The following is a 26,572-nucleotide window of genomic DNA, read 5'->3' on the forward strand; positions in this document are numbered from 1 at the left end:
GAGTGTGAAAGCCGAGAGAGGGCCGGGAACTGAACCCCGGCCCTCTCCGTCTGTGCCCTGTGTCTCCGTCGGCGACTTACGCGCCGCTCTCCCGGAGCATGTCCTCGCGCTCGACGATCTTCACGCGGTCACGGCCCTGCGGCTCGCCCAGCGCCTTCTCGGCGGCGTCGAGCTTGTACCAGCCGTCCCAGGTGGTGAAGCGGATCTCGCGCTCGGCGAGGAACGCCTCCACGGCCTCGGGCTCGGGCGAAGCGGGCGTCTGCAGACGGCCGTTCGCGAAGTCGTCCAGCAGGTTCGACACCGTCTCGTTGGCGTCGCCCTTGGTGTGGCCGATCAGGCCCACGGGGCCGCGCCGGATCCAGCCGGTGACGTACGTCGACTGCAGGTGCTCGCCGGACTCCTGTATGACCCGGCCACCCTCGTCCGGGACGGTGCCCGAGTCGATGTCCCAGGGCAGCTTGGGGAGTTTGTCGGAGAGGTAGCCGACGGCGCGGTAGATCGCGGTGACGTCCCAGTCCTTGAACTCGCCGGTGCCCTTGACGTTGCCGGTGCCGTCGAGGGCGGTGCGCTCGGTGCGCAGGCCGACGACCTTGCCGTCCTCGCCGAGGATCTCCGAGGGCGACTCGAAGAAGTGCAGGAACAGCTTGTGCGGCCGGTTGCCGACATCGCGGATCGCCCAGTTCTCCAGGGTCTTGGCGACCATGTCGGCCTGCTTGTTGCCGCGCCGGGTCTCGATCGAGCCCTCGTCGTAGTCGATGTCCTCGGGGTCGACGATGACCTCGATGTTGGGGGAGTGGTCCAGCTCGCGCAGCTCCATCGGGGAGAACTTCGCCTGCGCCGGGCCACGGCGGCCGAAGACGTGGACCTCCAGCGCCTTGTTGGCCTTGAGGCCCTCGTAGACGTTCGGCGGGATCTCCGTCGGCAGCAGCTCGTCCGCCGTCTTGGCGAGGATGCGGGCCACGTCCAGCGCGACGTTGCCGACGCCCAGGACGGCGACCTTCTCCGCCTCCAGCGGCCAGGTGCGCGGCACGTCCGGGTGGCCGTCGTACCAGGAGACGAAGTCCGCGGCGCCGTACGACCCGTCGAGGTCGATGCCCGGGATCGGCAGCGCCCGGTCGGCCGTCGCACCGGTCGAGAAGATCACGGCGTCGTAGAACGCGCGCAGATCGTCCAGGCTGATGTCGGTCGGGTAGTCGACGTTGCCGAAGAGGCGGATCTGCGGCTTGTCGAGCACCTGGTGGAGGGCCGTGATGATGCCCTTGATGCGGGGGTGGTCGGGCGCGACGCCGTAACGGATCAGGCCGAACGGCGCCGGCATGCGCTCGAAGAGGTCGATGGACACGCCGGGTTCGGCGGCCACGTCGGACTTGAGCAGGGCGTCGGCGGCGTAGATCCCGGCGGGGCCGGCTCCGACGATGGCTACCCGCAAGGGGCGGGGCATGATCAGGATCCCTTCGAGCGGTGACAAGCGATCTCGTCGGGAAGCCTAAACTAAGGCAAGCCTAAGTCGGTACGCGGGTCCGCTCTATGAGCTCATAAATCTACTTTATGAGGCAACCGGGCCGTGCCGGCCACTCTCTCATGCCGGGCGAAGGGCGGGTACGGCGAGGTCCGGCGCCCCGCGTCCGGGGCGCCGGGTGGTGCTCAGTCGATGTGGTAACTGTCCCCGTACACCTTCCAGTCGAGCGGCGGATCGAGGTCGAGGTTGCCCTTGCGCAGGAAGACCCGCTGGGCGGTGTCGACCCGGCTGGTGTCCTCGTGGGCCTCCTCCTGCTTCATGGCCCACACCCGCGCGTCCAGGAAGGCGTGCAGGTAGGTGACTTCGTCGCCGCCCTGCGCCGGCGGCCGGGCCCGGTTCAGGGCACGCCTGCGGATGTTGCGGAAGCTGGTCGGGTCGGTGCCGTCGCCGTGCATGACGATGGCGTCGTAGTACGCGAACTGGCCGAGCACCCGCAGGCCGTCGGTCTTGCCCTGCCGTACGGCCGGGTTGAAATAGACCCGGTCGCGCTCGTCGTTCTGTGCCTGCCGGAACGCCTGGTCCTGTGCGGCCCGGGACCAGTCGCGGGGGTAGTTCGGGTCGAGCCCGTCGTGCGAGTCGGTGCCGTTCACCCGGCGCAGCGCCGGCAGGTACGGGGCGAGGACGTTGCCGGGGCGGCGGTCGGCGTACAGCTCGACGAGGTCGAGCATGTCGCCCGTGCCGGAGCAGAAGCCGATGATGCCGGCGGTGTAGCCGCGGCCGTCGCCGATGTCCTCGATGTACTTGTACTGCGCCTTCCAGTCGAGCGAGGAGTTCTCCGCGCTCGACACCAGCCGCATGGCGATCTCCTTCTTCGCCGGGTCGTCGAGTCCCACGGCGGCGCGGGCCGCGGCGGCACGGGGGGAGTTGAGGAGCGGGGTCGATGCCAAGGACGCGCCGATCAGAGTGAGGAGGGTGCGGCGCGACGCTTGCGGGGGGTGCTTCACGGCGGCTCCAAATGGTGGTGGGGGGTGGAGAGTTGGCCGTACCGGATACTGATAGGAAGGTTTCCTATCAGAGGAGGGTCGTGAGGGGCACCGGTCGCGTCAAAGGTTCGTACCTATGTACAAACAGCCGCCGGCTACGGCAGCGGCTGCTCCGCCCAGATCACCTTGCCGGTGGGCAGATACCTCGTACCCCAGCGCTCGGCGAGCTGCGCCACGAGGAACAGGCCGCGCCCGCCCTCGTCCGTCATGGCCGCGTAGCGCAGATGCGGCGAGGTGCTGCTGGCGTCGAAGACCTCGCAGATCAGCGTGCGGTCGCGCAGCATGCGCACGCTGATCGGACCACCGCCGTACCGGATCGCGTTGGTGACCAGCTCGCTCAGGATCAGCTCAGTGGTGAACGACAGCTCCTCCAGCCCCCACCTCTCCAGCGTCCCTGTCACATCGGAGCGCACCTGGGCGACGGCCGCCGGATCGGACGGAACCTGCCATTCGGCGACCAGGTCGGCGCCGAGCGCCCGCGTCCGCGCCACGATCAGCGCGATGTCGTCGCTCGGCCGCTCGGGCAGCCGGCCGTCCAGTACGGCCCGGCAGGTCTCCTCCGGCGACCGGCCGGCCCGGGCCAGCGCGGCCCGCAGCAGCTCCAGACCTTCGTCGATGTCCCGCCCCCGGTCCTCCACGAGCCCGTCCGTGTAGAGCACCAGCCGGCTGTCCTGGGACAGCTCCAACTCGGCCGTCTCGAACGGCAGCCCGCCCAGGCCCAGCGGGGGACCGGCCGGCACGTCGGGGAACTCGACGGTGCCGTCCGGCCCGATCAGGGCCGGCGGCGGATGACCGGCGCGGGCGATCGTGCACCGCCGGGAGACCGGGTCGTAGATCGCGTACAGACAGGTCGCGCCGGCCACCGGAGAGCTGTCGCCCTCCTCCGTCTCGTCCTGGTCGATCCGGGCGACCAGCTCGTCGAGGAGCGCGAGCAGCTCGTCGGGCGGCAGGTCCAGGGCGGAGAAGTTGTGCACGGCCGTACGCAACCGTCCCATCGTGGCCGCCGCGTGCAACCCGTGGCCGACGACGTCCCCCACCACCAGCGCCACCCGGGCACCGGACAGCGGCAGCACATCGAACCAGTCGCCGCCCACCCCGGCCTGCGCCGGCAGGTACCGGTAGGCGATGTCCAGCGCGTTCTGCTCGGGCAGGCGGCGGGGCAGCAGGCTGCGCTGGAGGGTCACCGCCATGCTGTGCTCGCGCGTGTACCGGCGGGCGTTGTCGATGGACACCGCCGCCCGCGCGACCAGCTCCTCGGCGAGTGCGACCTCGTCGGCGTCGAACGGCTCGCCCTTGTGCGACCGCCAGAAACTGACCACGCCCAGCACCAGGGACCCCGCCCTGAGCGGCACGGCGATCAGCGAGTGGATGCCGAAGTCCACGACCTGCGCCGACCGCTCCAGGTCCTGGGCGCGCCAGCCCGGCGCCTCCCGGAGCCGCGGCTCGACGACGGCCTGGCCGTCGCTGAGCGCACGGGCCTGCGGCGAGGAGTCCACGAGCCGGATCTGCTCGCCCACGGGGTACAGCGGCGCGTCCTTGCGGATCCCGCTGGACGCCGTGCGCCGCAGCCGGGTCACCCCCTCCGGCTGCCCGCCGGCCAGCACCGCGTCGAACAGGTCGACGGTGGCGTAGTCCGCGAACCGGGGCACGGCGAGTTCGGCCAGCTCCTCGGCGGTACGGGTGACGTCCAGGCTGGTGCCGATGCCCACACCGGCGTCGTACAGCATGTTCAGGCGCTCGCGGGCCTCCTCGGCGCGGCCGGACAGGGCCCGCAGCTCCGTGGAGTCGCGGAGCGTGGCGACGCTGCCGGAGGGCCGGCCCCTGAGGTGGGTGGGGCGCTGGTTGACGGCGAGCAGCCGGTCCTTGACCAGATGCACCTCGTCCGTGGCCATCCGGCCCGAGTCCAGCAGTTCGGCGGTGTCGGGGGCGAGGCCGAGGTCGAGCACCCGGCGTCCCTCGGCCTGCTCGGGCAGGTCGAGCAGGCGGTGCGCCTCGTCGTTGGCGAGCAGCAGGCGCCCCTCGTCGCCGACGATGATCACGCCCTCCCGGACGGCGTGCAGGACGGCGTCATGGTGCTCGTACATCCGGGTCATCTCGTCCGGCCCGAGGCCGTGCGTCTGCCGCAGCAGCCGCTTGCTGACCAGGGCCGTGCCCGCCGTGGACAGGGCGAGCGCCACCGCCGCGGCGGTCAGGACGAGCGGCAGCTGCCGGTCCGCGGTACCGCCCACGGTCTTCGTGGTGATCCCGGCCGACACCAGGCCCACGACCTTCCCGTCGGGATCCTTGATGGGGACCACCGCCTGCACGAGCGGACCGAGGGTCCCGGTGATCTGCTCGACCACGACCCTCCCGGCCAGCGCCGGCTCCAGCGTCCCGACGAACTTCTTCCCGATGCGGTCCGGCTTGGGGTGGGTGTAGCGGACGCCGTCGGTGTTCATGACGACGATGAAGTCCACGTCGGTCGCCTCGCGCGCCGCCTCGGCCCGCGGCTGCAGGACAGCGGTGGGATCCGGGCTGTCCAGCGCCTCCCGGGTGCCGGGCGCGTTCGCGAACGCCTCGGCGACCGCCACGGAGCGGTTGCGTGCCTCCTGCGTGCTGTCGTACCGCGTCTGCAGCACCAGCGCCACCACAGCGGCGACGACCAGCAGCAGCACGATCACCACTTGCAGCAGGAACACCTGCCCGGCGACGCTGCGCCCGCCCAGCGCCGACCGCACCCCGGCGAGCCGGCCCTTCCGCCGCCCCTCGGCGAGTGGATCGCGCGGCACTCCCCGTTCCGGCACCGCAAAATCGCGGTCGGGCGCACGTCGGGTGCGCAGACCGCTCGTACGATGGGCCGACCGGGCCCCGGATCGACCCGTTAGTCGGACCATGTGCCCATGTCTACACTGCCCGGCCGCAGGAGGCGAGAGACGTCGCGGACCGTGACAGGACCTGCTGTCTCTCACACACCACGATCACAGAAGTGATGGGGCGAATCCGGGCAACTCCCGCCCTCGCAACAGGGTTACGGGGCCGGTGTCGTCGGCGCGCACCCTCATTTCCGGTGCGGTGGCGGGGCCCGCCGCGTGGCGAGCAGCAGCGCGATGTCGTCGGGTCGGTCCGCCGTGTGCCGGGCCGCCACGGTGAGCCGGTCGGCTACGCCCGCCAGCAAGCGGCCGCCCCGGCGGGCACCAGGGGCACCGGCCTTGGCCAGCGCCACCCGCAGCGCGCTGATGCCGACGTCGATGTCGACACCGGGCCGCTCGACCAGCCCGTCCGTGTACAGGGCCAGGACGGCACCCGGCTCCATCAGCAGCTCCGCCACCGGATACTGGGCCTGCGGGTCCACGCCGAGCACGACCCCGCCGGGCAGGTCGACGACATGCGTACGGCCGTCGGGACGGCGCAGCAGCGGCGGCAGGTGCCCGGCCACGGCCGCCTGGGCGACGCCGGTCGCGGGATCCAGCCGGATGTAGCAGCAGCTCGCGAACAGACCGGCGTCGAGGTCGATCAGCAGCCGGTTGGTGCCGCTCATGACCTCGTCGGGGGGCCGGTCGCCGAGGGCGAAGGCCCGCACGGCGCTGCGCAGCTGGCCCATGGTGGCCGCCGCCTGCACGCCGTGCCCCTGCACATCACCGATCACCAGGGCCAGACCGTCCCCGGCGGCGACGACGTCGTACCAGTCGCCGCCCACCTCCATGCCCTGGGTGCCCGGCAGATACCGCCCGCTGGTCTCCACCAGCGGGTGCTGCGACAGCCGCCGGGGGAGCAGCGCCTGCTGCAGCCCACGGGCCAGCGCGGCCTCGTTCTCGTAGCGCTGTGCCTTCTCCATGGCGTGCGCGATCAGCCCCGCCATGGCGGTGAGCACGGTGCGTTCCTCGGTGCTGAAGCTGCGCGGCCGGTCGAAGCCGAGGATGCACGAGCCGACGGCACGCCCCGAGGCGATCAGGGGAAGGAAGGCGCGGGCTCCCTCCGTCGCGTCCAGCGCGATGCCCGGATAGGCGTCGGCGAGCTGCTGCATCGAGTCGAAGAACAGCGGGCGGCCACTGGTCAGCGTCTCGACGCCGGGCAGCCGCTCGTCCAGCCCCACACCCTCGAACGGGGCGAGGAACCCCTTGGGGAAGCCCGTCTCCCAGGCCAGGTACAGATGCCGCTCCTGGAGCAGGTAGATGGCCAGCCGACGGCCGCCGAAGGCGGGCAGCAGCTCCCGCATCACCACGGCCGACACCTGACGGGCGGTGACCGCTTCCGTCAGCGCGATGGCGAGGACGATCGGGCGGTACAGGGGAGAGAGGGAAGGCGCACCGGCCGGCTCCGGCGGACCGTGCGCTTCCGGGAGGCCGGCCGGGACGTCCGCCATGCGGTGCCCGGGCCGCAGCGTGCACGTCAGCAGGTCCCGGCCGGGGTAGACGGACATCGCGAGCAAGTCGCCCTCGACGGAGTCGGCGGCGGGCTCACGACCATGGGCGGACGGTCTGCGGACATGAAAATGCATCGGCTCCGGAGACAGCAGGGCTCCGCGCAGATGATCCTCGACGGCGGGCTGGTTCAGCCACGGCACGCCCTCCCACAGAGTGCGGCCCAGCAACTCGGTGCGCGGTCGGCGCAGCAACCGCGCCGCATGCGGATTCGCGTAGACGACCGTGCCCACCCGGTCCAGGCAGAACACACCGTCCGGCAGCAGATCGGCCGCCGCGTCCGCCACCGCGCCCGGCCCCGGGTCGAGGACGACACCCCGCACCGTCGCCGCACCGAACGGGGCCGAGTCGTCGTGCGGCCCCCAGACCTCGACCAGCCGCAGCGCACCGTCCGGCGCACGCACATACAGCGGCAGGGCCGGCGGCCGGCCACCCGCCGCCTCCCGCAGCGCCGCCAGAATCCGCTCCGGATGCCCTGGTGCGACGGCCTGCGCGAACGCCTCCCCGGTGCCGTCGGTTTTCCCCGCGGCCGCCTCCAGTACGACGTTCAGCCGCTCGTCCGTCGTCACCAGGCCCGTCGCCGGATCCCAGGCGAACCGTCCGACGCGCCCCGTGGGCGGACGGCCCGATGGCGGCCGGACGCACAGCGGCCCGCCGTCCCAGGACACCGCCGAGGCGTCCCCGTCCTCCAGGACCCGCAGCGCCGACCCCAGTTCCTCGGCCACCTGCGTCATGCGCTCGCGCACGGGCAGCAGCTCCGTGGCGTCCGCCGCCGAGGGCCGCAGCACGGTCAGCACTCCGTACACGGCCGACCTGCTCGCCACGGGGACGTGCAGGGACCCGAACTGGAACGGCAGACCGGCCGCGAACTGCGGATAGCGGCGCATCGTCTCCGTGGCGTTCGGCAGCACCACCTCCAGGCCCAGCCGATAGGCGTCCGCGACGGGAAACGGCCGGTCCACATGCAGCCGCCACCACGGCCGGAACAGCGGCCCCGGCAGCCCCTCCAGCACCGCCAGACGAAGCAGTCCGGGCGTGCCGGAGCGCAGGTAGACCCCACCCGCGTGGCCACCGGCCGCGCTGATCGCCTCGGCCGAGGCATCGATCAGCAGCGCCGCCAGCCTGCCGGGCGTCCGCTCTGCGCCCTCGGCGCTCCCAGTCATCGGCCCTACCTCGTCCGTACGCCCATCACGCGCGCGACACAGCAAGAATGCGCCACGACGCACCCTGCCCGCACCTGGGCGGCGCAAGCGGGGCTGTGCGGTCACCCCGACCGGGCCTCGCCGCAGCGCCGGGCAGGGCGCCCCGCCCGGAAATGCCCGAACCCGCAACCGGGCATCAACCCTCCCCGTTGTCGGAACGGGACCCGGCCCGGGAACGACCTGGCGGGCGCAGCACAGGCAGGAGACAGACGATGGAGTACTACGACCTCGGCACCTACACCCGCCCCGTGACCACCTCCCGCGCCCAGGCCCAGCTCTGGTTCGACCGCGGCCTGATGTGGACGTACGCCTTCCACCACGAGGAGGCCGTCGCCTGCTTCGAGGCCGCGGCCGCGGCCGACCCCGACTGCGCCATGGCCCACTGGGGCATCGCCTACGCGCTCGGCCCGAACTACAACAAACCCTGGGAGTTCTTCGACGACCAGGACCTGGCCCGCACCGTCGACCGCACCCACGCCGCCGTGGAACTGGCCCATGCGAAAGCGGACACGGCCACCCCCGTCGAACAGGCCCTCATCGCCGCCCTGCGCGCCCGCTACCCGCAGGCGGAGGCCGTGGCGGACTGCTCCGTCTGGAACGCCCCCTACGCCGACAGCATGCGCGCGGCCTACGAACTCGCCCCCGACGACCCGGACGTCGCCACGCTGTACGCCGACGCCCTGATGAACCTCACCCCCTGGCAGCTGTGGGACCTGAGGACCGGCGAACCGGCCGAGGGCGCGCGCACGCTCGAGGCCAAGGCCGCCCTCGACCGTGCCCTCGCCACCGACGCGGGACGCGGCCACCCGGGCGTGGTCCACATGTACATCCACCTGATGGAGATGTCCCCGACCCCCGAGGCGGCCCTTCGCGTCGCGGACCGGCTGCGCGGCCTCATGCCCGACGCCGGGCATCTGCTGCACATGCCCTCGCACCTGGAGGTGCTGTGCGGCGACTACCGGCGGGTCGTCTCGGACAACACCGCGGCGATCGAGGCCGACGAGAAGTACCGCTCCCGAGCCGGAGCGATGAACTTCTACACCCTGTACCGGACGCACAACTACCACTTCAAGATCTACGGCGCGATGTTCCTCGGCCAGTGCGAGGTCGCCCTCCAGACCGTCGAGCAGCTCGAAGCGTCCATCCCGGCGGACCTGCTGCGCGTGCCGAGCCCGCCCATGGCCGACTGGCTGGAGGGCTTCCTCGCCATGCGGGTCCACGCCCTGATCCGCTTCGGGCGCTGGGACGACATCCTGGAACTGCCCCTGCCCGCCGACCCCGAGCTGTACTGCGTGACGACCGCGATGCTCCACTACGCCCGCGGGGTCGCGTACTCCTCGACCCACCGCGTCCCCGAGGCCGAGACGGAACGCCGCCTCTTCCACGAGGCCGTCGCCCGTGTCCCCGAGACCCGCATGCTCTTCAACAACACCTGCGCCGACATCCTCACGATCGCCTCGGCGATGCTCGACGGCGAACTGGAGTACCGCAAGGGCGACTTCGACGCCGCGTTCGCCGCCCTGGAACACTCCATCGAACTGGACGACAACCTCCCCTACGACGAACCATGGGGCTGGATGCAGCCCACCCGGCACGCCTACGGCGCCCTCCTCCTCGAACAGGGGCGTGTGGCGGAGGCCGAGGCGGTCTACCGGGCCGACCTCGGCCTCGACGGCACGCTCCCGCGAGCCTTGCAGCATCCCGGCAACGTCTGGTCCCTGCACGGCCTCCATGAGTGCCTGATGCGCCTGGGCAGGACCGCGCAGGCACAGATGGTGGCCCAGCAACTGCGTCTCGCGGCCGCGATGGCGGACGTACCGATCGAGGCGTCCTGCTTCTGCCGCCTCGACACCACCGGCCGAGACGCCGTCGAGGACGGTTGCTGCGCCGACTGAAGGCCCTCTGCGGGTGGCGGCGGCCGCCCGCCGCCACCCGGACCCATCTCCGACTCAGGGCAACTCGGCCCGCGCAGGGTCGTCGTCGAGGAAGCCGCCCGACTGGTGCTCCCAGAGCTTCGCGTAGGCGCCCTGCGCCGCGAGCAGTTCGTGGTGGCTGCCCTGCTCGACGATCCGCCCGCGGTCGAGGACGACAAGGCGGTCCATGGTGGCGACCGTGCTCAGCCGGTGCGCCACCACGAGCGCCGTCCGCCCGTCCATCAGCCGCCACAGCGCCTCCTGGACGAGGATCTCGCTCTCGGAGTCCAGCGCGCTGGTCGCCTCGTCGAGCAGGAGGATCGGCGCGTCGCGCAGGATCGCCCGGGCGAGGGCGACCCGCTGGCGCTGACCGCCGGACAGCTTGACGCCACGCTCGCCCACCATGGTGTCGAAGCCGTTCGGCAGCGCGTCGGCGAACTCCGTGACGTGTGCCGCCTCGGCCGCGCGCCGGATCTCGGCGTCGGTGGCGTCCGGCCGGGCGAACGCGATGTTCTCCCGCAGCGTGCGGTGGAACATCGCCGGGTCCTGCGGCACATAGGCGATCAGACCGCGCAGGTCGGCCTGACGCATCCGGCTGATGTCCTGACCGCCGATCAGGATCCGGCCGCCGTCGATGTCCGTCATCCGCAACAGCAGCCGGGTGAGCGTGGTCTTGCCGCCGCCGGAGCGGCCCACGAGGCCGACCTTCGCCCCGGCGGGCACGGCCAGATCGAGGCCCTCGAACAGTGACCGACCGCCGGAGTGCGCGAAGGTCACCTTTTCGAAGCGGACGTCGGCGGCCCCGGGCAGCAGCGGCTCGGGCGACGGCGGGTCGAGCACGGTCGGCGGTGTCAGCAGCAGTTCGGTGAACTGCGCGGCCTCCGTCATCGAGCTCTCCAGCCGACGGTAGATCTGATTGAACTCGAACATGATCCGCGTCGCGTTGCTGTAGTAGGTGAAGGCGACCACGACCGCCTCCACCCCGTGCGCGCCCCCGCCGAGCGTGACCGCGAGCAGCAGGCCCAGCGCGTTGGTCAGCACCGACATCGGTGCGACCAGCGTGTCGATGCGCAGATTGCCGTAGTCCCACGACCGCAGGGTGAGCGCCCGCGACACCGCCACCCGCGAGCGGTGCTCGGCGGCCTCGCGCCCCTCGGCGGCGAACGCCCGCACCGTGTCCATGTTCATCAGGCTGTCGGCGACATGGCCCGAAACCCGGGCGATCGCCTCCTCACGCTCGTCGACCAGCGCCTGCCGGCGCCGGATGAGGGGCACCACACACAGCGCCGTCACCGCGATCATCGTCAACAGGCCCACGACGAGCAGCGGTTCGTAGCGCCACAGCACCACCGCCCCGAACGCCAGCGGCACGAAACTGCCCACGATCTGGAACGTCAGCGTGTCGACGAACTGCTCGAAACGGGAGGCGAAGCTCAGCACGCGCTTGGTCAGCGACCCGGCGAAGTTGTCGTGGAAGAACGCGGCGTCCTTGGCGAACAGCTCGTCCATCCCGATCACGTACAGATGCTCGATGCCCAGGGCGTCCAGGCGGTTCAGACAGTGCAGAGCGATGCGCCACAACGTCTCGGCGAACAGCAGCACACCGACGAAGCCGAGGACGTACGGCAGCGTCGAGCCGAGGGTGACGTCCGTGTCGCTCGCGATGTCGCCGACGAGCTTGGCGACGATCAGCGGCGCGATGTAGTTGATTCCGATGTTGCCGAGCGCCGACAGCAGCATCGCCGGGGCCGTCAGCCACCGTAGACGGGCCAATTCCCGTGCGTAGTAACGAAGTGCGAGAAGCACCGAGCGTTTGCCCGGCAGGACCCTGCGCGATTCAGGCGTACCCATCCCACCCCTGTGGTTACGTGGAGTCATGGTGTGAGTACGCAGTGTCCCGCGACGGCGACCGCGTAGTCCAAGCGTTTTCCGGCTGGGCGGTGACGGGTGCGGCTTGGGGGGGGCGACTTCCCCCTACCACAAGTAACATGATCAACTTCTCTGTCAGGTGCGCGGGCGCGGTCCGTTCGGCACCGGCCCCGCCACCTCCACCCCCCACCGCCGTCGACTCCGAGGACCTCGATGCCGTCTCAAGGCGATGCCCTGCAGCAGACCCGTACCGACTACGAACACCACATGCAGACCTGCCGGCAGTGCCATGCCGACACCGTGCCGTGCGCGGTCGCGAAGCACTTGCTGCGCCTGTACAACAACGCCCGCAGGAACAGCGCCCGGCAGGACGTCAGAGCCCGCTGACCGCCCGGTCCCGGCCGGTCTCGGTGTTCTGCGCGCCGGGACCGGCACGGTATGCAGGTACGTGCTGGCCGCACTCGCCGACTGGAAGCCCTTCTTCCGGTGGACCGTCCCGTTCCGCCTGCTGACCTGCGCGGTCTTCACACTCGCCGTGATCAGCGGCCGCGCCCCGTCCGCGCTCCTCGGCGTGGGCCTGTGAGAGGGGCTGCGCTGCCGGCGCGCAGGCCCCGGTCACTTCAGGACCGCCTCCCAGGTGTCCACGGCGTAGTGGACGGCCATGCCGTGGCGGGCGTACAGAGCGGGAGCCCCCGTGGCGTTGGCGGTGTCCACGCCGAGCCCCACCGTCTCCCGCCCGCGCGCGGCGAACGCGGCGAACGCGTTCCGCAGCATCAGGCCACCCAGACCCAGACCACGGGCTTCTCGCACCACGCCGATGCTCCGGATCCAGCCCATCGCCTCCCGGTCGTCGCGGGCGAGGAGGAACCCGGCGTCCCCCAGCTCCTCGGTACTGACGATCCACACCAGGGACCAGTCGAGCACGTCGGCGTCGACGTCTCCCAGCCACTGGTCGTAGGTACGCGGCTGGAAGTCGAAGTGCTCGGCGAAGCTCGACTGATACAGCGCATGGACACGCGCACGGTCCGCCTCGTCGGCGCACGACCGCAGCCGTACGCCGGACGGTATCTCCGGCACGAGGTCCGCGGCCGCGTCCAGCGACCGCTGCAGCACGTGATAGCGCCGTACGACGTACCAGCCCCGCTCCTCGATCAGCCCCGTGTCGAGCGTGGGCTCCGTGTTGAGGTGCAGATGGACCACCGCCCTGTCCGCACCGTTCTCGCGTGCCTTGTCCAGGGCCCGGGCCTGCATCGGGTCCAGAATCAGCTCCCCGGCCTGCTGGTGCTCGGGCAGCACATAGTGGTCGACGTCGATGCGCTCGCCCCCCGAGTCGTCCCACAGCAGGCCGTACGCCACCAGCCGGTCGCCGTGGAAGGCCAGCCACGAGTCGCGCTCCAGCTGGATGTCGGGCCGCTTCAGATCGGCCTCGACGGCGTGCAGATCGGTCTCGGGCCGGCCGATCTCGATCCGGTCGACCTCGTTGAGCAGTTCGGTGATGGCGGTCGCGTCGGTGAGGCCGGCGGGACGAAGAAGGTAGGACATGGGCTCAGGGTCCGGGGGAGGGGAGCGCAGCCGCAACGCATTTTCGGCGGCGCGCCCTCTTCCCCGCCGCGCCGCAACCGAGGAAGCCGCAGTCCCGTCTTTGGGATCATGGTCACCACAAGCATCACAGGCCCGCTGGCCGCGTCGTTGCGCCAGCTGCTCGACTTCGCGTGGATGCAGACACGGTCCTGCGCCTTCGCCATCGCCCTGATGTCCGGTGTGGCGGCATCGGCCCTGCTGCCCGGCCTCCCCATGGCCCGCTACGACCTGCTCGTCGTCTACGGGGTGCTGCTGACGCTGCTGTTCTGGCTGCGCGGCTGGGAGAACGGGCGGGACGTCGCCGTCATCGCCGTCTGCCACGTCATCGGCCTGGCCTTCGAGGTCGTGAAGGTGTCCCTCGGCTCGTGGAGCTATCCGGAACCGGCTGTACTGAAGTTCGCGGGCGTGCCGCTGTACGGAGGCTTCCTCTACGCCGCTGTCGGCAGCTATGTCTGCCGCGCCTGGCGCCTCTTCGAGCTGGAACTGGTCCGCTACCGCCCGCGCTCGACGGCCGTCGTCGCCGCGGCCATCTACGTCAACTTCTTCAGCCACCACTGGCTCCCCGACGCCCGCTGGCTCCTGGCCGCACTGCTCCTGGCCGTCACCGCGGGCACCTCCGTGCGCTACACGGTGCGCGGGGTACGCCGACGAATGCCGCTCGCGCTGTCGTTCGTCCTGATCGGCTTCTTCCTCTGGGTCGCCGAGAACCTCGCCACCTACCTGGGCGCCTGGCGCTACCCGTACCAACTCGACGGCTGGCAGCCCGTGGGAGTGGAGAAGTTCGGCGCCTGGTCCTTGCTGATCAGTGTCACCGTCGTGCTGGTGGCCATGGTCGCCCGATCGCAGCACCCCAAACCCGAGAGCCCTGGCACGACACCGCCGAGGTCATGAAGCCCGGGCCCGCACCAGCTTGCGGGTGAAGCGGTGCATATGGGGATCCATCGAGTCGAGCGCCTCGGCGAGCACCTGATCGGGAGTCAGCCATCGGATCGCCGACAACTCCTCTTCGTCCCAGGCGACGACGGTTTCCGCGTCCGCGTTGATGACGTACGAGAGCGAGACGTCCGTGTGTTCTCCTTGCCTCCGAGTCCGGGTGACGGTGAGGAACAGGGGTCGCTCGCCCGTGAACCCCGAAGCGACCGCCGGGATACCCAGCTCCTCCCGGCACTCCCGGGCGACCGCGGCCCACGGTTCCTCATCCGGCTCCACGTGCCTGGCCGGAGGTGGGCAGACAGTCCGGTGAGGAAGCCGTGGAGCATGGTGCTGTCCGGGTCGTAGACGCCTTGCTCGATGGGGCTGGTCGGACGGGCGGGGAGCCAGGGCGGGTTACACACGATGAGGTCGGCGCGGCCTTCGGGAACAGGACGGGATCCGACACCTCGATACGGTCGGTCTGAGAAGCTGTTGTCTTTCCGATCGTGATCGCTGAGTTTCCGCTGGTCGGGGATAGGAGCGGTGCTTCCGTGGGAGTGGTGGCCCGTCGGGTCGTCGTTTCCCTGGAGGTCGCGAATGCCGTCGGTGGTCGGACTGCTGGAACAGCACGAGCTCGCCGCTCGCCGTCGAGTCGACGAACTGCGGGAGGAGGCCGACCGCATTCAGGCCGGACTCGCCGCTGCCGCGCAGGAATGGCAGGAGTGGGCTATCGCCCGCAGGCGGGTCGACACGGTGCCGGCCCCGGACGGCACGGAGGTCGCCGACGATCCGCGGGGTGCGGACGCGCCCTCGACGCTCCGGGTGGCGGCGAAGCCGAAGTCGCAGGTGCCGGTGTGGCACGAGGGGCCGGCCTGGTCGGTGCTGTCGGTGGACTACCAGCGCATCCTTAAGGTGCTCGCGGACCGGGCCCGGCTTGGTCAGGGTCCGTTGACCTGCCAGGAGATGGCCGCATCCTTCGGCACCGCTCTGACCTAGAGTTTCTCCCCCAGGGAGGGGCTCTACTCGGCCTCGGACTCCTCGTCCGGGGCCGTTTGCGTGAGCGGACGCCAGCCATCCTCATGCGCCAGATGACCGCGATGTGGAGTCGGGGCGCGGTAGATGGCAGGGATCGTTGGTCGTTCGGGGGGCCGCGCACGGTCCTACCGCGCGAGGCAGGCAAGTCACAGCAGCACGAGTGATCATCATGCTCCGGGTCGGGCGGGATGCCGCAACCGGACCGGACAGGGCAGTCTGCCGACAGGTGCAGGGCTGCGACCAGCATGGATGAGGTTTTCGGCACGCACCGGACCCGGGTCGATGTGCGTGGCCGCACAGAGCCCGAATGCGGCCCCAAGGGATTTTGCTACAAGTTCCGAAATTGCGCCGTGACGGGCCCGTCACGCCACGGCGACCCGTCACCCCTACGGTCACTGCAACGCCGTAAAGGCACCATCACCCCCATCGGGTCCCCTCGGGCTGAAATAGCTACTTTCCCCGAAATTCCCCACTGTGCTCAGCGCCCATGAGACAGGAGCCCAGCGTGTCCAATCCCTCCAGACGCGGTGTCCTACGGCTGACCGCCGGCACAGCTCTCCTCGGCAGCGTTGCCCTGGCAGGCTGCGGTCGCGGCGGTGACAACGCTGCGACCGCCACCGCCAAGCCCATCGACAACTCCCCGGCCAAGGGAACCGTCAACGTCTGGGCCGCCCAGGGCGACGCCGACGTGCTCGACAAGGTCATCAAGCCCTTCGAGGCGGCGAATCCCGACCTCGACGTGAAGTTCACACTGATCCCGAACGCCGAGTACTACACCAAGCTCCAGTCGGCGATCGCGGCGGGCAAGGGACCTGATGTCGCCCAGTTCTTCCCCGAGTCGCAGGCGCAGTTCCTCGATCCGTCGATCCTCCGGCCCGTCCCGGACGGCCTCGTCGACCCGTCCGCCTTCTTCACGAGCCTGTGGGACGCCGGTGTGGTGAAAAACGTCGCCTACACGGTGCCCTGGTACGCCTACACCTACGCGCTCGTCTACCGCTCCGACCGCGCCAAGAAGGCGGGTGTCAAGGCGCCGGCAAGGTGGGACGACGTGGTGCCGTTCTTCAAGGCGCTCCAGCGCGCCGGCGCCGGGCACGGCCTCGGGGCGGACATCGGCTGGGACATCTTCAACGGCCAGGACGTCGCGATGTACGCGTGGCAGGCGGGTGGCTCGCTGCTCTCGTCCGACGGGAAGTGGACGCTGGACACGCCGGCGGTGATCGACGCCCTCAAGTACAACGCGTCGTTCTTCACCTCGGGCGCCGCCGACACCAGCGGGCCCACGTTCCTCGATGCGCAGCCGTACTTCGTGTCGGGCAAGACCGCCTGCATGGTCACCGGCCCGTGGGTCGTCGGTCAGCTCGACACGGTCGCGAAGAAGGACGGCTGGACGGCGTCCCACGTCGCCACCGCACCGCTGCCCGCCGGGCCGTCGGGCAGCGTCTCCTTCTCCGCCGGAGGCAGCTGGGGCGTGCTCGCCGACAGTGGCAACGCGGACGCGTCGTGGAAGCTCATCCGGTACATCTCCAAGCCGAGCACTCAAGTCGCGCAGTACAAGGCCTACAGCTCGCTACCGGCCGTCGCCTCCGCCTGGGCCAACCCTGCCATCGCGAGCCAGCCGCTGCTGGACGCCTTCCTCACGCAACTGAAGAACACCAGGGCGTTTCCGCAGGTGAGCAGCTGGCAGCAGGTCGCCACCCGGCTGGGCAAGGAGATGGAAGCCGTGGCCAAGGGCAAGGGGACCGCCGAAGAGGCCGCCGCGAACGTCCAGTCGTACGCCGAGAGCCTCGGCACGGGCAAGAGGTGATCCCCGGATGACCGCCGCCATCGGGCCGATGACGCCGCGCAGGGCGCATCGGCCCCGGGGCGCCCGCCGAACAGCTGTCGCCTGGCTGTTCCTCGCGCCGTTCACCCTGGTGTTCCTGCTCTACACGGCGATACCCACCGTCGCCGCGCTCGGGTTCAGCCTGACCGATCTGCGGGGCACGGATCTGCGTCATCCGCTCGCCGTCGACTTCACCGGACTGCAGAACTACGTCCGGCTGCTGGCGGACCCGAGCTTCCTGCGGGACATCCTCAACACCGTCCTCTTCGTGGCCGTCGGTGTGCCCCTGACCATGGGGAGCGGTTTCGCGTTGGCCGTCGCGCTCAACTCCGGCATCCGACGCATGCGCGGCGTCTTCCGTACCGTCTTCTTCGCGCCGGTCGTCACGAACGTCGTCGCGGTGACGCTGATCTGGCAGTACGCCTTCAACGCCGACGGCACCGTCAACAAGGTGCTCGGCGCCGTCGGTTTCGCCGGACCGAACTGGCTGGACGACACGCACCTGGCCATGCCCGTGGTCATCCTGCTCGGTGTCTGGCGCAACTTCGGCATCGCGATGGTGCTGTTCCTCGCCGGTCTGCAGGCGATTCCGAAGGACGTGTACGAGGCCGCATCCCTCGACGGGGCCGGCCGGTGGCGGCAGCTCAGGCACATCACCCTGCCCCTGCTGCTGCCCACCACCCTCCTGGTGTCGGTCCTGCTGACCGTCTTCTACCTCCAGGTGTTCGACGAGCCGTATCTGCTCACCGACGGCGGCCCGCTGGGCTCCACCGAGTCGGTGGCGCTGTACACCTACCACCAGTTCGGGACCGGCGAGTTCGGGATGTCCTCGGCGGCGTCCTTCGTGATGCTCCTGCTCGTGGCGTTGGTGAGCATCGTCCAGTTCCGAATGCTGAGGCCCCGCGCATGACCACCATCGCCGCACCGCGGAATGCCGAGATGGCAGGCGACCGGACGCACGTGCGCCGTCGGTCCGTCGCCCGTCCCCTGCTGTACGGCGCGCTCGTGCTGTGTGCGCTGCTCACGATGCTGCCGTTCGTCTGGGTGATCAGCGGCTCGCTGCGCAGCCTGGACGAGATCCGCTCCGACCCCGGTGCGTGGCTCCCGAACCACGTCACTCTCGACAACTTCGTGCGGCTGTTCCAGACCGAGGGTTTCGGCCGGTTCCTGGTCAACAGCATCGTGGTCGCGATCATCGTGGTGGCCGGCAACATCGTGGCGGCGTCCGCCGCGGGATACGCGCTCGCGAAGCTCGACTTCGCGGGCAAGCGGATCGCGTTCGGCGCGGTCATGGCGGCGATGATGGTGCCGTTCACCACGGTGTTCGTCACCCAGTTCGTGATCACGGTCGGCTTGGGCCTGGCGGACACCCTCACCGGTATCGCTCTGCCCGGTGTGGCGTTGCCGTTGTCGGTCTTCATCATGCGGCAGTACGCCATGTCGATCCCCGACGAACTGCTGGAGGCGGCCCGGATCGACGGGGCGGGCGAGTTCCGGATCTTCTTCCGGATCTTCCTCCCGATGGCAGGCCCGGCTGTCGCGACGATCACGATCATGTCGTTCCTCTACTCGTGGAACAACTTCATCTGGCCGCTTATCGTCGCTCAGAGCACCTCCAGCTACACGCTGCCGGTCGGCCTCGCCGCCACCAGCCAGGCCGCCGCACACGTCACCGACTACGGGTTGATGCTCGCCGGGGCGATCGTCGTGATGCTGCCGGTGCTCCTGCTCTTCCTGCTCCTGCAGCGCTACTTCGTGCAGGGCATCGCCGGGACGGGAATGCGGTGACCTCGATGGACGACCCGATGGACGACTGGATGCGCTCACTCGACGAGCCCGGCACAGGGGTTCCCCGGGCGACGGTCACCGTACGTGCTCCCGCAGGAACGGTCATCGGCCGCCGCTCCGGCCGGGTACGGCGCTTCCTCGGCATCCCGTTCGCCGAAGCACCCATCGGTGCGCGGCGGTTCGCGGCCCCGGTCCCCCGCGGCCGGTTCACGGAACCGTTCGACGCGTCCCGGCACGGTGCCACCTCCCAGGTCGTACCCCTGTTCGAGACGACCACGATCCCGGAGCCCTCCGTGCCCGGCGACGACGTACTGAACCTCAGCGTCGTCGCTCCCGACGCGGACGACGACCGCGCGCCCTTCCCGGTGCTGGTGTGGATCCACGGCGGCGGCTTCCTGGCGGGCAGCCCGGCCAGCCCGTGGTACGACGGCCGCGCCTTCGCCCGCGACGGTGTCGTCTGCGTCACCGTCGGCTACCGGCTGGGCGTCGACGGTTTCGCCCCGCTGGACGGCGTCCCCGCGAACCTCGGGCTGCGCGACCTGCTGCTCGCGCTCGACTGGGTGCAGGAGAACATCGCCGCTTTCGACGGTGATCCGGGCCGGGTCACCGTCGCCGGCCAGTCGGCGGGAGGCGGGGTGGTGCTCGCCCTGCTCTCCTCGCCCCTCGGCAGCGGCCGCTTCCACCGCGCCGTCAGTATGTCCGGCGGTTTCTTCGAGGTGGGCGACGACGCCGCGCGCGACTTCGTCGTGCGGCTCGGGGAAGGGCTCGGCGTGCCGCCGACGCGTGCCGGCTTCGGCGGCCTCACCGTGGAACGCGTTCAGCAGGGCGTCAATCTGCTGCGGAGCGAACTCGGCGACGGCCCGCTCGTGCTCGGTCCGGTCGTCGGCGACGACATCCTTCCGGTGCCCATCGCCGATGGACTGGCCGTACAAGGGCACGGCGTACCGCTGCTGCTCGGCGCGACAGGCGACGAGTTCGACGGCGGCGCCCCGGGCATCCGCAATGCCGCCGCCCGCGCGGCGGGCACCCGTGTGACGGACACCCTGTTCCGCGCCGCCTGTCCGCGCGCGGCGGCCTCGCGTCGCGACGCCGCCGCCGGCACCTGGCTGTATTCCTTCGAATGGCCCTCCCCCGTACTCGGTGGCGCCGTGCACTGCGCCGACATCCCGTTCTTCTTCGACGTACTCGACGCGCCGGGTACCGCCCAGGCCCTCGGAGCGGAACCGCCCACGGAACTCGCCAGGTTCATGCACTCCGACCTGGTCGCGTTCGTCCACGGCCGGCCGCCGGCCTGGGAGCCGGCGACCGGGAGGCTCGGCGACCCCGCTCGCGAGTACGGCAGGCCCGGGACGGCGCCGACGGCCGACACCACAGGCGTGTTCGACCCGGTGGTACCGGCGGGGTCCGGTGCGGCGGGGTCCGGTGCGGCGGAGGAATGCTGATGCCCGGGATGAACCAGAGCGCTGTCCGACGGGTCAACACCTCGGTGATCCTTCGCGCGCTGGCGGTGTCGGCCGGGCCGGTGACGCTGGCCGAGCTCGCGGAGCAGGTCGGCCTGTCCCGCCGCACCATCGAACTCATCATGGACTCGCTCGTCGACGCGGGCTGGGTGAGCGAACTCGATCGTGTGCCGACCAGTGGCTGCGCCGGGCGCCCCGCTCGCCGATACGAGCTGCGGGCCGACCACGCGCTGCTGGCGGCTGTGCGCATCACCACCCTGGACGTGTCCGCAGTCGTCGCCGATGTGCGCGGCCGCATAGTCGGCCGGGCGCACCGGCCGCTGCGCGCCTATCAGGATCCGCAGGCCACGCTCGATGACGCGGCGGCGCTGGTGCTGGAGGCGCTCGACGACGCGGGCGGGTCGGCCGACCGGCTGCGGGCCGGCGCGATCGCGAGCGGTGGCGCGATCGACGACTACGGCGTCGTACGACGCCTGGTGCACACCACGTGGTGGGAAGGCGTGCACCTGCCCGAGGAACTCGGACGGCGCATCCGGATGCCCTGGTTCGCGGACAACGACACCAATCTCGGTGCGCTCGCCGAGCGTTGGCGGGGTGTGGCCGGTGACCACGACAACGTCGTGTGGGCGATGCTCGGGAACCGGACCGGCCTCGGCATCCTCATCCGCGGTGAGGTGCACCGCGGTCTCGACGGCGCGGCGGGCGAGATCGTCGAGGCGGTGTCGCTGCCGGCCGGCTCGGTCGAGGACCGCCCCGTGGCGGGGCTCACCTCGCCGGAACCGGAGCGGCGGAGGGTCGCGCTCAGCCGCTTCGACGCGGCGCGGGCCGGCGACACCACGGCGCTCGCGGAGGTCGGCGAGTTCGTCGAGAACATCGCGTCGATCCTCACCACCCTGTCGTGGACGGTCGCACCGTCGCTCATCGTGCTCGGCGGCGGTCTGGAGGACGCGGCCGATGTGCTGCTGCCCCGGGTGCGCGAGACGATGCGCGGCGCCCGTACCCCTGCCGTCGAGCTGCGCGCCACCGCACTGGGCTCTGACGCCCCTCTCATCGGCGCCGTCAAGCTGGCCCTCGACCACATGGACACCGAGTTGTTCGGCCCGCTCGTCCCGCGCGCGTGATCGCGCACCCCACCCGCATTTTCCCCTCATCCCCCAGTGACACAGGACAGGAGTCCGGCCATGACCGGCACCAGCAGGACCGGCGTTCTCATCGTGGGCAGCGGCATCATGGGATCCGTCGTGGCCCGGCTGCTGCGGGACACCGATCCGGCGCTGGACATCACCATGGTCGACGGCGGAAACCCGATCGGCGCAGCCCCCGGCCTGCACCTGCACGACCTCGACGACCCGGCCCTCTGGTCGCAGTACAACCACCGGGTCGCCACCGGTGTCCAGGGCCTGTACACGGGCGCCGAAGTGGTGCGCGACGTCGCGGACAGCATCACTGGCCTCCCGCCCGGCATGTTCCACGCGCTCGCCTTCGGCGAGGACGCCGAGGCGATGCCGGCTGCCGCGCTCGCGTGGAACGCGGGCGGCATGGGCGTGCACTGGACCGCCGCGACCCCCTGGCCCGCCGGGGACGAGGCGTTCGACTTCGGCGACCCGGACCGCTGGGCGACGGATCTGGACACCGCGCGCCGCCTGCTCGCGGTCACACCCTCCGCGATCGGGCCGACCCGGGTCGGCCGGATGGTGCTCGACGTACTGCGCCGGCGCCTCGACGGCGTCGGACCGGACGACCGGCAGCCGCAGCCGATGCCCATGGCGGTCACCGCGACACCGGCGGGACCCATGCCGCGCACGGCTCCGGGGACGATCTTCCCCCCGATCGCGGCGGGCGGGGACCCGGCCTTCACCCTGGTGACCGGCACGCTGGTGACGTCGCTCATCGACTCGGGCGGCCGGGTCGCCGGCGCCCGGCTGCGTCGCGTGGCCGACGGTGCCCAGGCAGAACTCCTGGCGGACGCCGTGGTGGTGTGCGCCGACGCGCTGCGCACCCCGCAGCTGCTGTTCGCGTCCGGCATACGGCCCGAGGCACTGGGGCGTCACCTCAACGAGCACGCCTTCATCAGCGCCCGGGTGCTGCTCGACCTCGACCGGTTCGGCATCGGCCTCGACGCCCTGCCCCTGCCGCGCCCCGGCGAGTTCGCCACGGACTCGCTCTGGCTGCCGCAGAACGGAGCGGCGCAGCCGTTCCATGGTCAGATCATGAACCGCACGTATGTGGACGAGGCCGGCCGCCCCCTGGCGCACTCAGTGGGCCTGTCGCTGTACGCCCCCGTCGAGTCACGCCCCGAGAACCGGCTCGTGTTCTCGGAAGCCCGGACCGACCTCGCCGGAATGCCACGGATCACCGTCGAGTTCGGCTACTCCGACACCGACCGCACACTGATCGGCCGGGCACTCGACGAAGTCCGGTCGCTCGCCGAGGAGTTCGGCCCGTTCGATCCCGAGACCGAACTGGCCCTGCTCCCGCCCGGCTCGTCGCTGCACCAGACCGGCACCGTCCGGGCCGGCATCGCCGACGACGGCACCAGCGTGTGCGACCCCGACGGCCGGGTGTGGGACTTCGACAACCTGTACCTCGCGGGCAACGGCGTGATCCCCACCGCGATGGCCGCCAACGTCACGCTGGCCGGCGCGGTGACCGCCGTACGGGCCGCGCGCGCCGTCGCCGAACGCCTCACCGCGCACGCCGCCCACTGAGAGGAATCCGGAACCCGTGATCGACATACCGAAGGAATACCGCGTGGCGCTGCCCGCGTGGATCGACGACGAACTCGCCGATGTGCCCGCTGTCATCCCCGACCGCGACGACCGGATGCGCCTCGTGCACCGCCTCGCCGACCGCAACTGGCGCGAGGGAAACGGCGGCCCGTTCGCAGCACTCGTCGCCGAGCAGGACACCGGCCGAATCGTCTCGGTCGGCGTGAACGTGGTGCTCGCCTCCGGTGTCTCCAGTGCACACGCCGAGGTCGTCGCGCTCGGACTGGCACAGACGGCGACCGGCGGCTGGGACCTCGGCGGGGAGGGCATGCCGGCGCACGAACTGGTCGTGAACTGGCGCCCGTGCGTGCAGTGTTACGGCGCGACGATGTGGTCCGGCGTGCGTGGTCTCGTGGTTGCGGGTGAGGGGCCGGACCTGGAGGAGATCACGACCTTCGACGAGGGCCCGCTGGGCGCGGACTGGGCCGAGCAGTTCGAGGGACGCGGCATCAAGGTCGTAAGGGACGTGCTGCGGGACGAGGCGCTCGCCGTGTTCCGCGGCTACCGGGACGCCGTCGACGCCGACGGTGTCGTCGTCTACAACGCCCGCGGAGGTGCCCGGTGACACCGCGCTTCGCGACCGACGTCGTCACCTTCTACCACCCGGAATTCTGGGGACTGGACTGCGCCGAGGCCCTGCGCGACTGGGCCCGCGACCATCCCCGGCCCTTCTGGGAACGCGTGATGGACGCGCTGGTGGAGGCCGGGGTCACCGGCCTGGAGCTGACCTTCGCGCCCGGCGACATCGACTCGGCTCTGCGCGCCTTCGGCAGCGCGGCCTCCTTCCGCCGCGAGCTCGCGGCCCGCGGCCTGTCCGTGGTGAGCGCGTTCATCGCCGGCAGCGACGCACCCGACTGGCGGCAGGGCGGCAACCTGCCCGCGATCGTCGCCGACGCGGAGCGACGCGCCGCCTTCCTCGCCGAGGTGGGGGCGGAACTGCTCGTCGCCGGGCTGCCCATGCGGACGACGTACGGAACCCGCCCGCCCTTCTTCGTCGACGCCGCGTACATGACCCGGATGGCCGACATCGCCCACGTGGTCGGGGAGGCCGTCTCCCGGTACGGCGTGAAGCTCGCCTTCCACACGGAGTCCAACAGCACCCTGTGGTACGAGCGGGACATCGACCTGTTCATGACCCTGACCGACCCGCGCTACGTGTGGCTGTGCCCCGACTCCTGCCACATCACGCTCGGGGGAGGTGACCCCGTCGCCGTCGCACGCCGCCACGCCCAGCGCATCGCGCTCGCGCACTGGAAGGACGCCGTCAAGCCGATCGACGTCCACCTCACCATCGACGACACGGTCTTCGCCCAGCAACAGCCCTACATGACCGAACTGGGCACCGGCATCGTGGACTGGAGAGCGTGGGCCGAGGCGATGTCCCGTACGCCCGGCGCCGGAATCGCGCTCATCGAGCTGGACGAAGCGGCTGATCCCATTGCCACTCTCCGGGCGGGAAAGGCCGTTGTGGACGAGGCCCGGACGTGGCCGGCGGTCGGCGACCACGCCGCCGCACATCGAAAGGACCAGGCATGACGGCTCCTGCTGGGCACTCCCCGCACGCACCCTCCACCGACGGCACCCCCGCCCCGTCCGCACCCACACGTGTAACGGCGGCTGCGACCGGCCGGGCGCGGCGCACCCCGAGCCTGCGGGGCGCCGTCCTCGGCGCGGGCATGATCGGCGACGTCCACCTGCGTAGCGCACGCGCGAGCGGGGCCGAGGTCGTCGGCGTCCTGTCCTCCACGGCGGAGCGCAGCCTCGCGGCGGCCGAGCGGTGGCAGGTCGATGTCGGCTACCCGGACCTCGATGCCGTCCTGAGCGACGACACGATCGACGTCGTCCACGTCTGCACCCCCAACCACCTGCACGTCAGCCAGGCGGTCGCCGCCCTGCGGGCCGGCAAGCACGTCGTATGCGAGAAACCCGTCGCGACGACCGCGGCCGATGCCCGGCTCCTCGCGGAAACGGCCGCGTCACGGCGTATGGGCGACCAGGTCGACGTACTCGCCTCTGACCGGGGCGAAAACGCCGTAGTGGGGGTGGATGCGAGTCCCGAGCGCCGGCACATCGACTCCGTTCAAGCGCCACTGGTGAGCGCCGATCACTCCCAGCAGTTCCCGCAGAGAGACCACCGTGGGCCCCTTCGGGGAGCCGTAGGCGTCCAGACACGCCTGGCGGACGTCGGGAGCCCGGCGCAACGCCGGGGTGTAGTCGTCCTCCAGCAGCACCAGGAGCTTTCCGAGGACAAGAACTGGGCGTTTTGCGGTCGACCTCGGCCTGGCGGACCGAGCCGCGCGGAACTCGTGTCCGTGCGGCTCAGGACGGCTCAGATCTCCTGGGGCTTGTAGGAGCTGGGGTCGCGCAGGATGACGCGGCGCAGCAGATCGACGGTTTTGGTGACGCCCTCGACGGGGGCCACAAGAACGTCCTCGTGCTCGATGCTCAGGACGTCGTCGTAGCCGGCTCGGCGCAGGGCGAGGCAGAAAGCGCGCCAGAACGCGTCGTCGTGGCCGTAGCCGAGGGTGACGTAGTTCCAGGAGCGTTCCTTGGCGGCCATGACCGGCAGCGTCTCCAGCCTGCTGGTCAGGGCCTGGCGGGAGGGTTCCAGCCGGGTGTCCTTGGCGTGCACGTGGTAGATCGCCTCGCCCAGGGTCTCGATGGCGGCGAGCGGGTCGGCGCCCATCCACATCAGGTGGCTGGGGTCGAAGTTGGCTCCGACCACGGGCCCGACCTCCTCGCGCAGGCGCAGGAGGGTGGGGACGTTGTACACCGCCTGGTGGGCGTGCATCTCCAGAGCGAGCTTGGGTACGCCCCGGTCACGGGAGTGGGCGACGAGGTCTCGCCAGTACGGGAGTACGACCTCGGTCCATTGCCAGTCGAGGATCTGTGTGGTCTCCGGCGGCCAGGAGACCGTGATCCAGTTGGGGTTGGCGTCGCCCGGCCCGCCCGGCAGCCCGGACATCATCACCACGCGGTCGACGCCGAGGAGCGGGGCGAGAGCGATCGTCCTGCGCGCGACCTGGTCGTGCTCGCGGCCGCTGGGCCCGGGGTGCAGGGGGTTGCCCGAGCAGGTGAGGGCGCTGATCGTGAGCCCTCGGTCGGCGACCTTGGCCAGCAGTTCGCGGCGCGCGCCGTCGCTGTCGAGAAGCCGGTCGATGTCGATGTGCGGGGCGGTGGACCAGGCGCCGGTGGCGAACTCCACGTGGTCCAGGCCGAGTTCGGCGGCCAGGTCCAGGGTCTCGTCGAGCGTGAGCTGCCCGACGCTGTCGGTGTTCAGACCGATCTTCATGATGCGTCCCGTCTGCGGTGTGGTCGGC

General features: G+C 70.9%; 20 protein-coding genes and 4 pseudogenes. 14 read left to right on the plus strand and 10 right to left on the minus strand.

The features are described 5' to 3' along the window. Nucleotides 1-76 precede the first annotated feature (76 nt). The 4 genes from ACTMVF_RS24300 to ACTMVF_RS24315 form a co-directional block, all read right to left on the minus strand. The gene (locus ACTMVF_RS24300) at nucleotides 77-1,441 is read right to left on the minus strand and encodes an FAD-dependent oxidoreductase (protein ID WP_441273214.1); all 1,365 of its coding nucleotides are present in this window, start codon (nucleotides 1,439-1,441) and stop codon (nucleotides 77-79) included. A 203-nt stretch (nucleotides 1,442-1,644) separates the two neighbouring features. Beyond that, nucleotides 1,645-2,463 carry a chitosanase gene (locus ACTMVF_RS24305; protein ID WP_441273215.1) on the minus strand — a complete coding sequence of 273 codons (819 nt, stop codon included), beginning with the start codon at nucleotides 2,461-2,463 and terminating at the stop codon, nucleotides 1,645-1,647. 134 nt (nucleotides 2,464-2,597) lie between these two features. Next, nucleotides 2,598-5,375 carry a SpoIIE family protein phosphatase gene (locus ACTMVF_RS24310; protein ID WP_441273216.1) on the minus strand — a complete coding sequence of 926 codons (2,778 nt, stop codon included), beginning with the start codon at nucleotides 5,373-5,375 and terminating at the stop codon, nucleotides 2,598-2,600. Between the two features lie 164 nt (nucleotides 5,376-5,539). Then, the gene (locus tag ACTMVF_RS24315; RefSeq protein ID WP_441273217.1) at nucleotides 5,540-8,065 is read right to left on the minus strand and encodes a SpoIIE family protein phosphatase; all 2,526 of its coding nucleotides are present in this window, start codon (nucleotides 8,063-8,065) and stop codon (nucleotides 5,540-5,542) included. A gap of 251 nt (nucleotides 8,066-8,316) precedes the next feature. Between ACTMVF_RS24315 and ACTMVF_RS24320 the strand changes: the two genes are divergently transcribed. After that, nucleotides 8,317-9,999, plus strand: coding sequence for a tetratricopeptide repeat protein (locus ACTMVF_RS24320; RefSeq protein ID WP_441273218.1), 1,683 nt, complete (start codon nucleotides 8,317-8,319; stop codon nucleotides 9,997-9,999). 54 nt (nucleotides 10,000-10,053) lie between these two features. On the opposite strand, the gene ACTMVF_RS24325 is transcribed toward ACTMVF_RS24320, so the two are convergent. Further along, nucleotides 10,054-11,868, minus strand: coding sequence for an ABC transporter ATP-binding protein (locus tag ACTMVF_RS24325; RefSeq protein WP_441273219.1), 1,815 nt, complete (start codon nucleotides 11,866-11,868; stop codon nucleotides 10,054-10,056). A gap of 231 nt (nucleotides 11,869-12,099) precedes the next feature. Here ACTMVF_RS24325 and ACTMVF_RS24330 point away from each other — a divergent pair, with 231 nt between their 5' ends. Together ACTMVF_RS24330 and ACTMVF_RS24335 are read left to right on the plus strand one after the other, a co-directional pair. Continuing rightward, on the plus strand, nucleotides 12,100-12,273 hold the full coding sequence (locus ACTMVF_RS24330; protein WP_441273220.1) for a hypothetical protein: 174 nt from the start codon (nucleotides 12,100-12,102) through the stop codon (nucleotides 12,271-12,273). A 61-nt stretch (nucleotides 12,274-12,334) separates the two neighbouring features. After that, nucleotides 12,335-12,469 (plus strand): hypothetical protein, encoded by a 135-nt coding sequence (locus tag ACTMVF_RS24335; protein WP_441273364.1) that lies wholly within the window; start codon nucleotides 12,335-12,337, stop codon nucleotides 12,467-12,469. Nucleotides 12,470-12,501: 32 nt separating this feature from the next. On the opposite strand, the gene ACTMVF_RS24340 is transcribed toward ACTMVF_RS24335, so the two are convergent. Then, entirely contained in the window at nucleotides 12,502-13,428 is a 927-nt protein-coding gene (locus ACTMVF_RS24340; RefSeq protein ID WP_441273221.1) for a GNAT family N-acetyltransferase, read from the minus strand. 108 nt (nucleotides 13,429-13,536) lie between these two features. Between ACTMVF_RS24340 and ACTMVF_RS24345 the strand changes: the two genes are divergently transcribed. After that, nucleotides 13,537-14,358, plus strand: coding sequence for a DUF817 domain-containing protein (locus tag ACTMVF_RS24345; protein ID WP_441273222.1), 822 nt, complete (start codon nucleotides 13,537-13,539; stop codon nucleotides 14,356-14,358). Here ACTMVF_RS24345 and ACTMVF_RS24350 read toward each other — a convergent pair. Together ACTMVF_RS24350 and ACTMVF_RS24355 are read right to left on the minus strand one after the other, a co-directional pair. Further along, entirely contained in the window at nucleotides 14,353-14,676 is a 324-nt protein-coding gene (locus ACTMVF_RS24350) for an NUDIX domain-containing protein (protein ID WP_441273223.1), read from the minus strand. The genes ACTMVF_RS24345 and ACTMVF_RS24350 overlap by 6 nt on opposite strands. Before the next feature lie 2 nt (nucleotides 14,677-14,678). Next, nucleotides 14,679-14,860 (minus strand): annotated as a pseudogene (locus tag ACTMVF_RS24355) (methyltransferase); the annotation flags it as partial. Nucleotides 14,861-14,976: 116 nt separating this feature from the next. Between ACTMVF_RS24355 and ACTMVF_RS24360 the strand changes: the two are divergent. The 10 genes and pseudogenes from ACTMVF_RS24360 to ACTMVF_RS24405 all read left to right on the plus strand — a co-directional run. Next, nucleotides 14,977-15,360: pseudogene (locus ACTMVF_RS24360) on the plus strand (hypothetical protein); the annotation flags it as partial. 559 nt (nucleotides 15,361-15,919) lie between these two features. Further along, nucleotides 15,920-17,218, plus strand: coding sequence for an extracellular solute-binding protein (locus tag ACTMVF_RS24365; protein WP_441273224.1), 1,299 nt, complete (start codon nucleotides 15,920-15,922; stop codon nucleotides 17,216-17,218). 7 nt (nucleotides 17,219-17,225) lie between these two features. Beyond that, nucleotides 17,226-18,146, plus strand: a complete 921-nt coding sequence (locus tag ACTMVF_RS24370) for a carbohydrate ABC transporter permease (protein ID WP_441273225.1) — start codon at nucleotides 17,226-17,228, stop codon at nucleotides 18,144-18,146. Then, complete coding sequence (locus ACTMVF_RS24375) at nucleotides 18,143-19,024, plus strand: carbohydrate ABC transporter permease (RefSeq protein ID WP_441273226.1); 882 nt, start codon at nucleotides 18,143-18,145, stop codon at nucleotides 19,022-19,024. The genes ACTMVF_RS24370 and ACTMVF_RS24375 overlap by 4 nt, the downstream gene beginning before the upstream one ends. A gap of 5 nt (nucleotides 19,025-19,029) precedes the next feature. After that, a complete protein-coding gene (locus tag ACTMVF_RS24380) occupies nucleotides 19,030-20,466 on the plus strand; it encodes a carboxylesterase family protein (RefSeq protein ID WP_441273227.1) in 1,437 nt (478 codons plus the stop codon). Further along, nucleotides 20,460-21,605 (plus strand): ROK family protein, encoded by a 1,146-nt coding sequence (locus tag ACTMVF_RS24385; RefSeq protein ID WP_441273228.1) that lies wholly within the window; start codon nucleotides 20,460-20,462, stop codon nucleotides 21,603-21,605. Before ACTMVF_RS24380 ends, ACTMVF_RS24385 begins: the two co-directional genes overlap by 7 nt. Before the next feature lie 60 nt (nucleotides 21,606-21,665). Then, nucleotides 21,666-23,192, plus strand: a complete 1,527-nt coding sequence (locus ACTMVF_RS24390) for a GMC oxidoreductase (RefSeq protein ID WP_441273229.1) — start codon at nucleotides 21,666-21,668, stop codon at nucleotides 23,190-23,192. Nucleotides 23,193-23,208: 16 nt separating this feature from the next. Beyond that, nucleotides 23,209-23,817 carry a nucleoside deaminase gene (locus ACTMVF_RS24395; protein ID WP_441273230.1) on the plus strand — a complete coding sequence of 203 codons (609 nt, stop codon included), beginning with the start codon at nucleotides 23,209-23,211 and terminating at the stop codon, nucleotides 23,815-23,817. Then, nucleotides 23,814-24,788: a sugar phosphate isomerase/epimerase family protein gene (locus ACTMVF_RS24400; RefSeq protein ID WP_441273231.1), complete on the plus strand. Its 975-nt coding sequence runs from the start codon at nucleotides 23,814-23,816 to the stop codon at nucleotides 24,786-24,788. The genes ACTMVF_RS24395 and ACTMVF_RS24400 overlap by 4 nt, the downstream gene beginning before the upstream one ends. A gap of 140 nt (nucleotides 24,789-24,928) precedes the next feature. Continuing rightward, nucleotides 24,929-25,174 (plus strand): annotated as a pseudogene (locus ACTMVF_RS24405) (Gfo/Idh/MocA family protein); the annotation flags it as partial. A gap of 57 nt (nucleotides 25,175-25,231) precedes the next feature. On the opposite strand, the pseudogene ACTMVF_RS24410 reads toward ACTMVF_RS24405, so the two are convergent. Both ACTMVF_RS24410 and ACTMVF_RS24415 read right to left on the minus strand, forming a co-directional pair. Then, nucleotides 25,232-25,504, minus strand: a pseudogene (locus tag ACTMVF_RS24410) (methyltransferase); the annotation flags it as partial. Between the two features lie 77 nt (nucleotides 25,505-25,581). Next, the gene (locus tag ACTMVF_RS24415; RefSeq protein WP_441273232.1) at nucleotides 25,582-26,544 is read right to left on the minus strand and encodes a sugar phosphate isomerase/epimerase family protein; all 963 of its coding nucleotides are present in this window, start codon (nucleotides 26,542-26,544) and stop codon (nucleotides 25,582-25,584) included. Between the last annotated feature and the right edge of the window lie 28 nt (nucleotides 26,545-26,572).

Source organism: Streptomyces sp. SD31 (assembly GCF_052068475.1).
Lineage (GTDB): Bacteria > Actinomycetota > Actinomycetes > Streptomycetales > Streptomycetaceae > Streptomyces.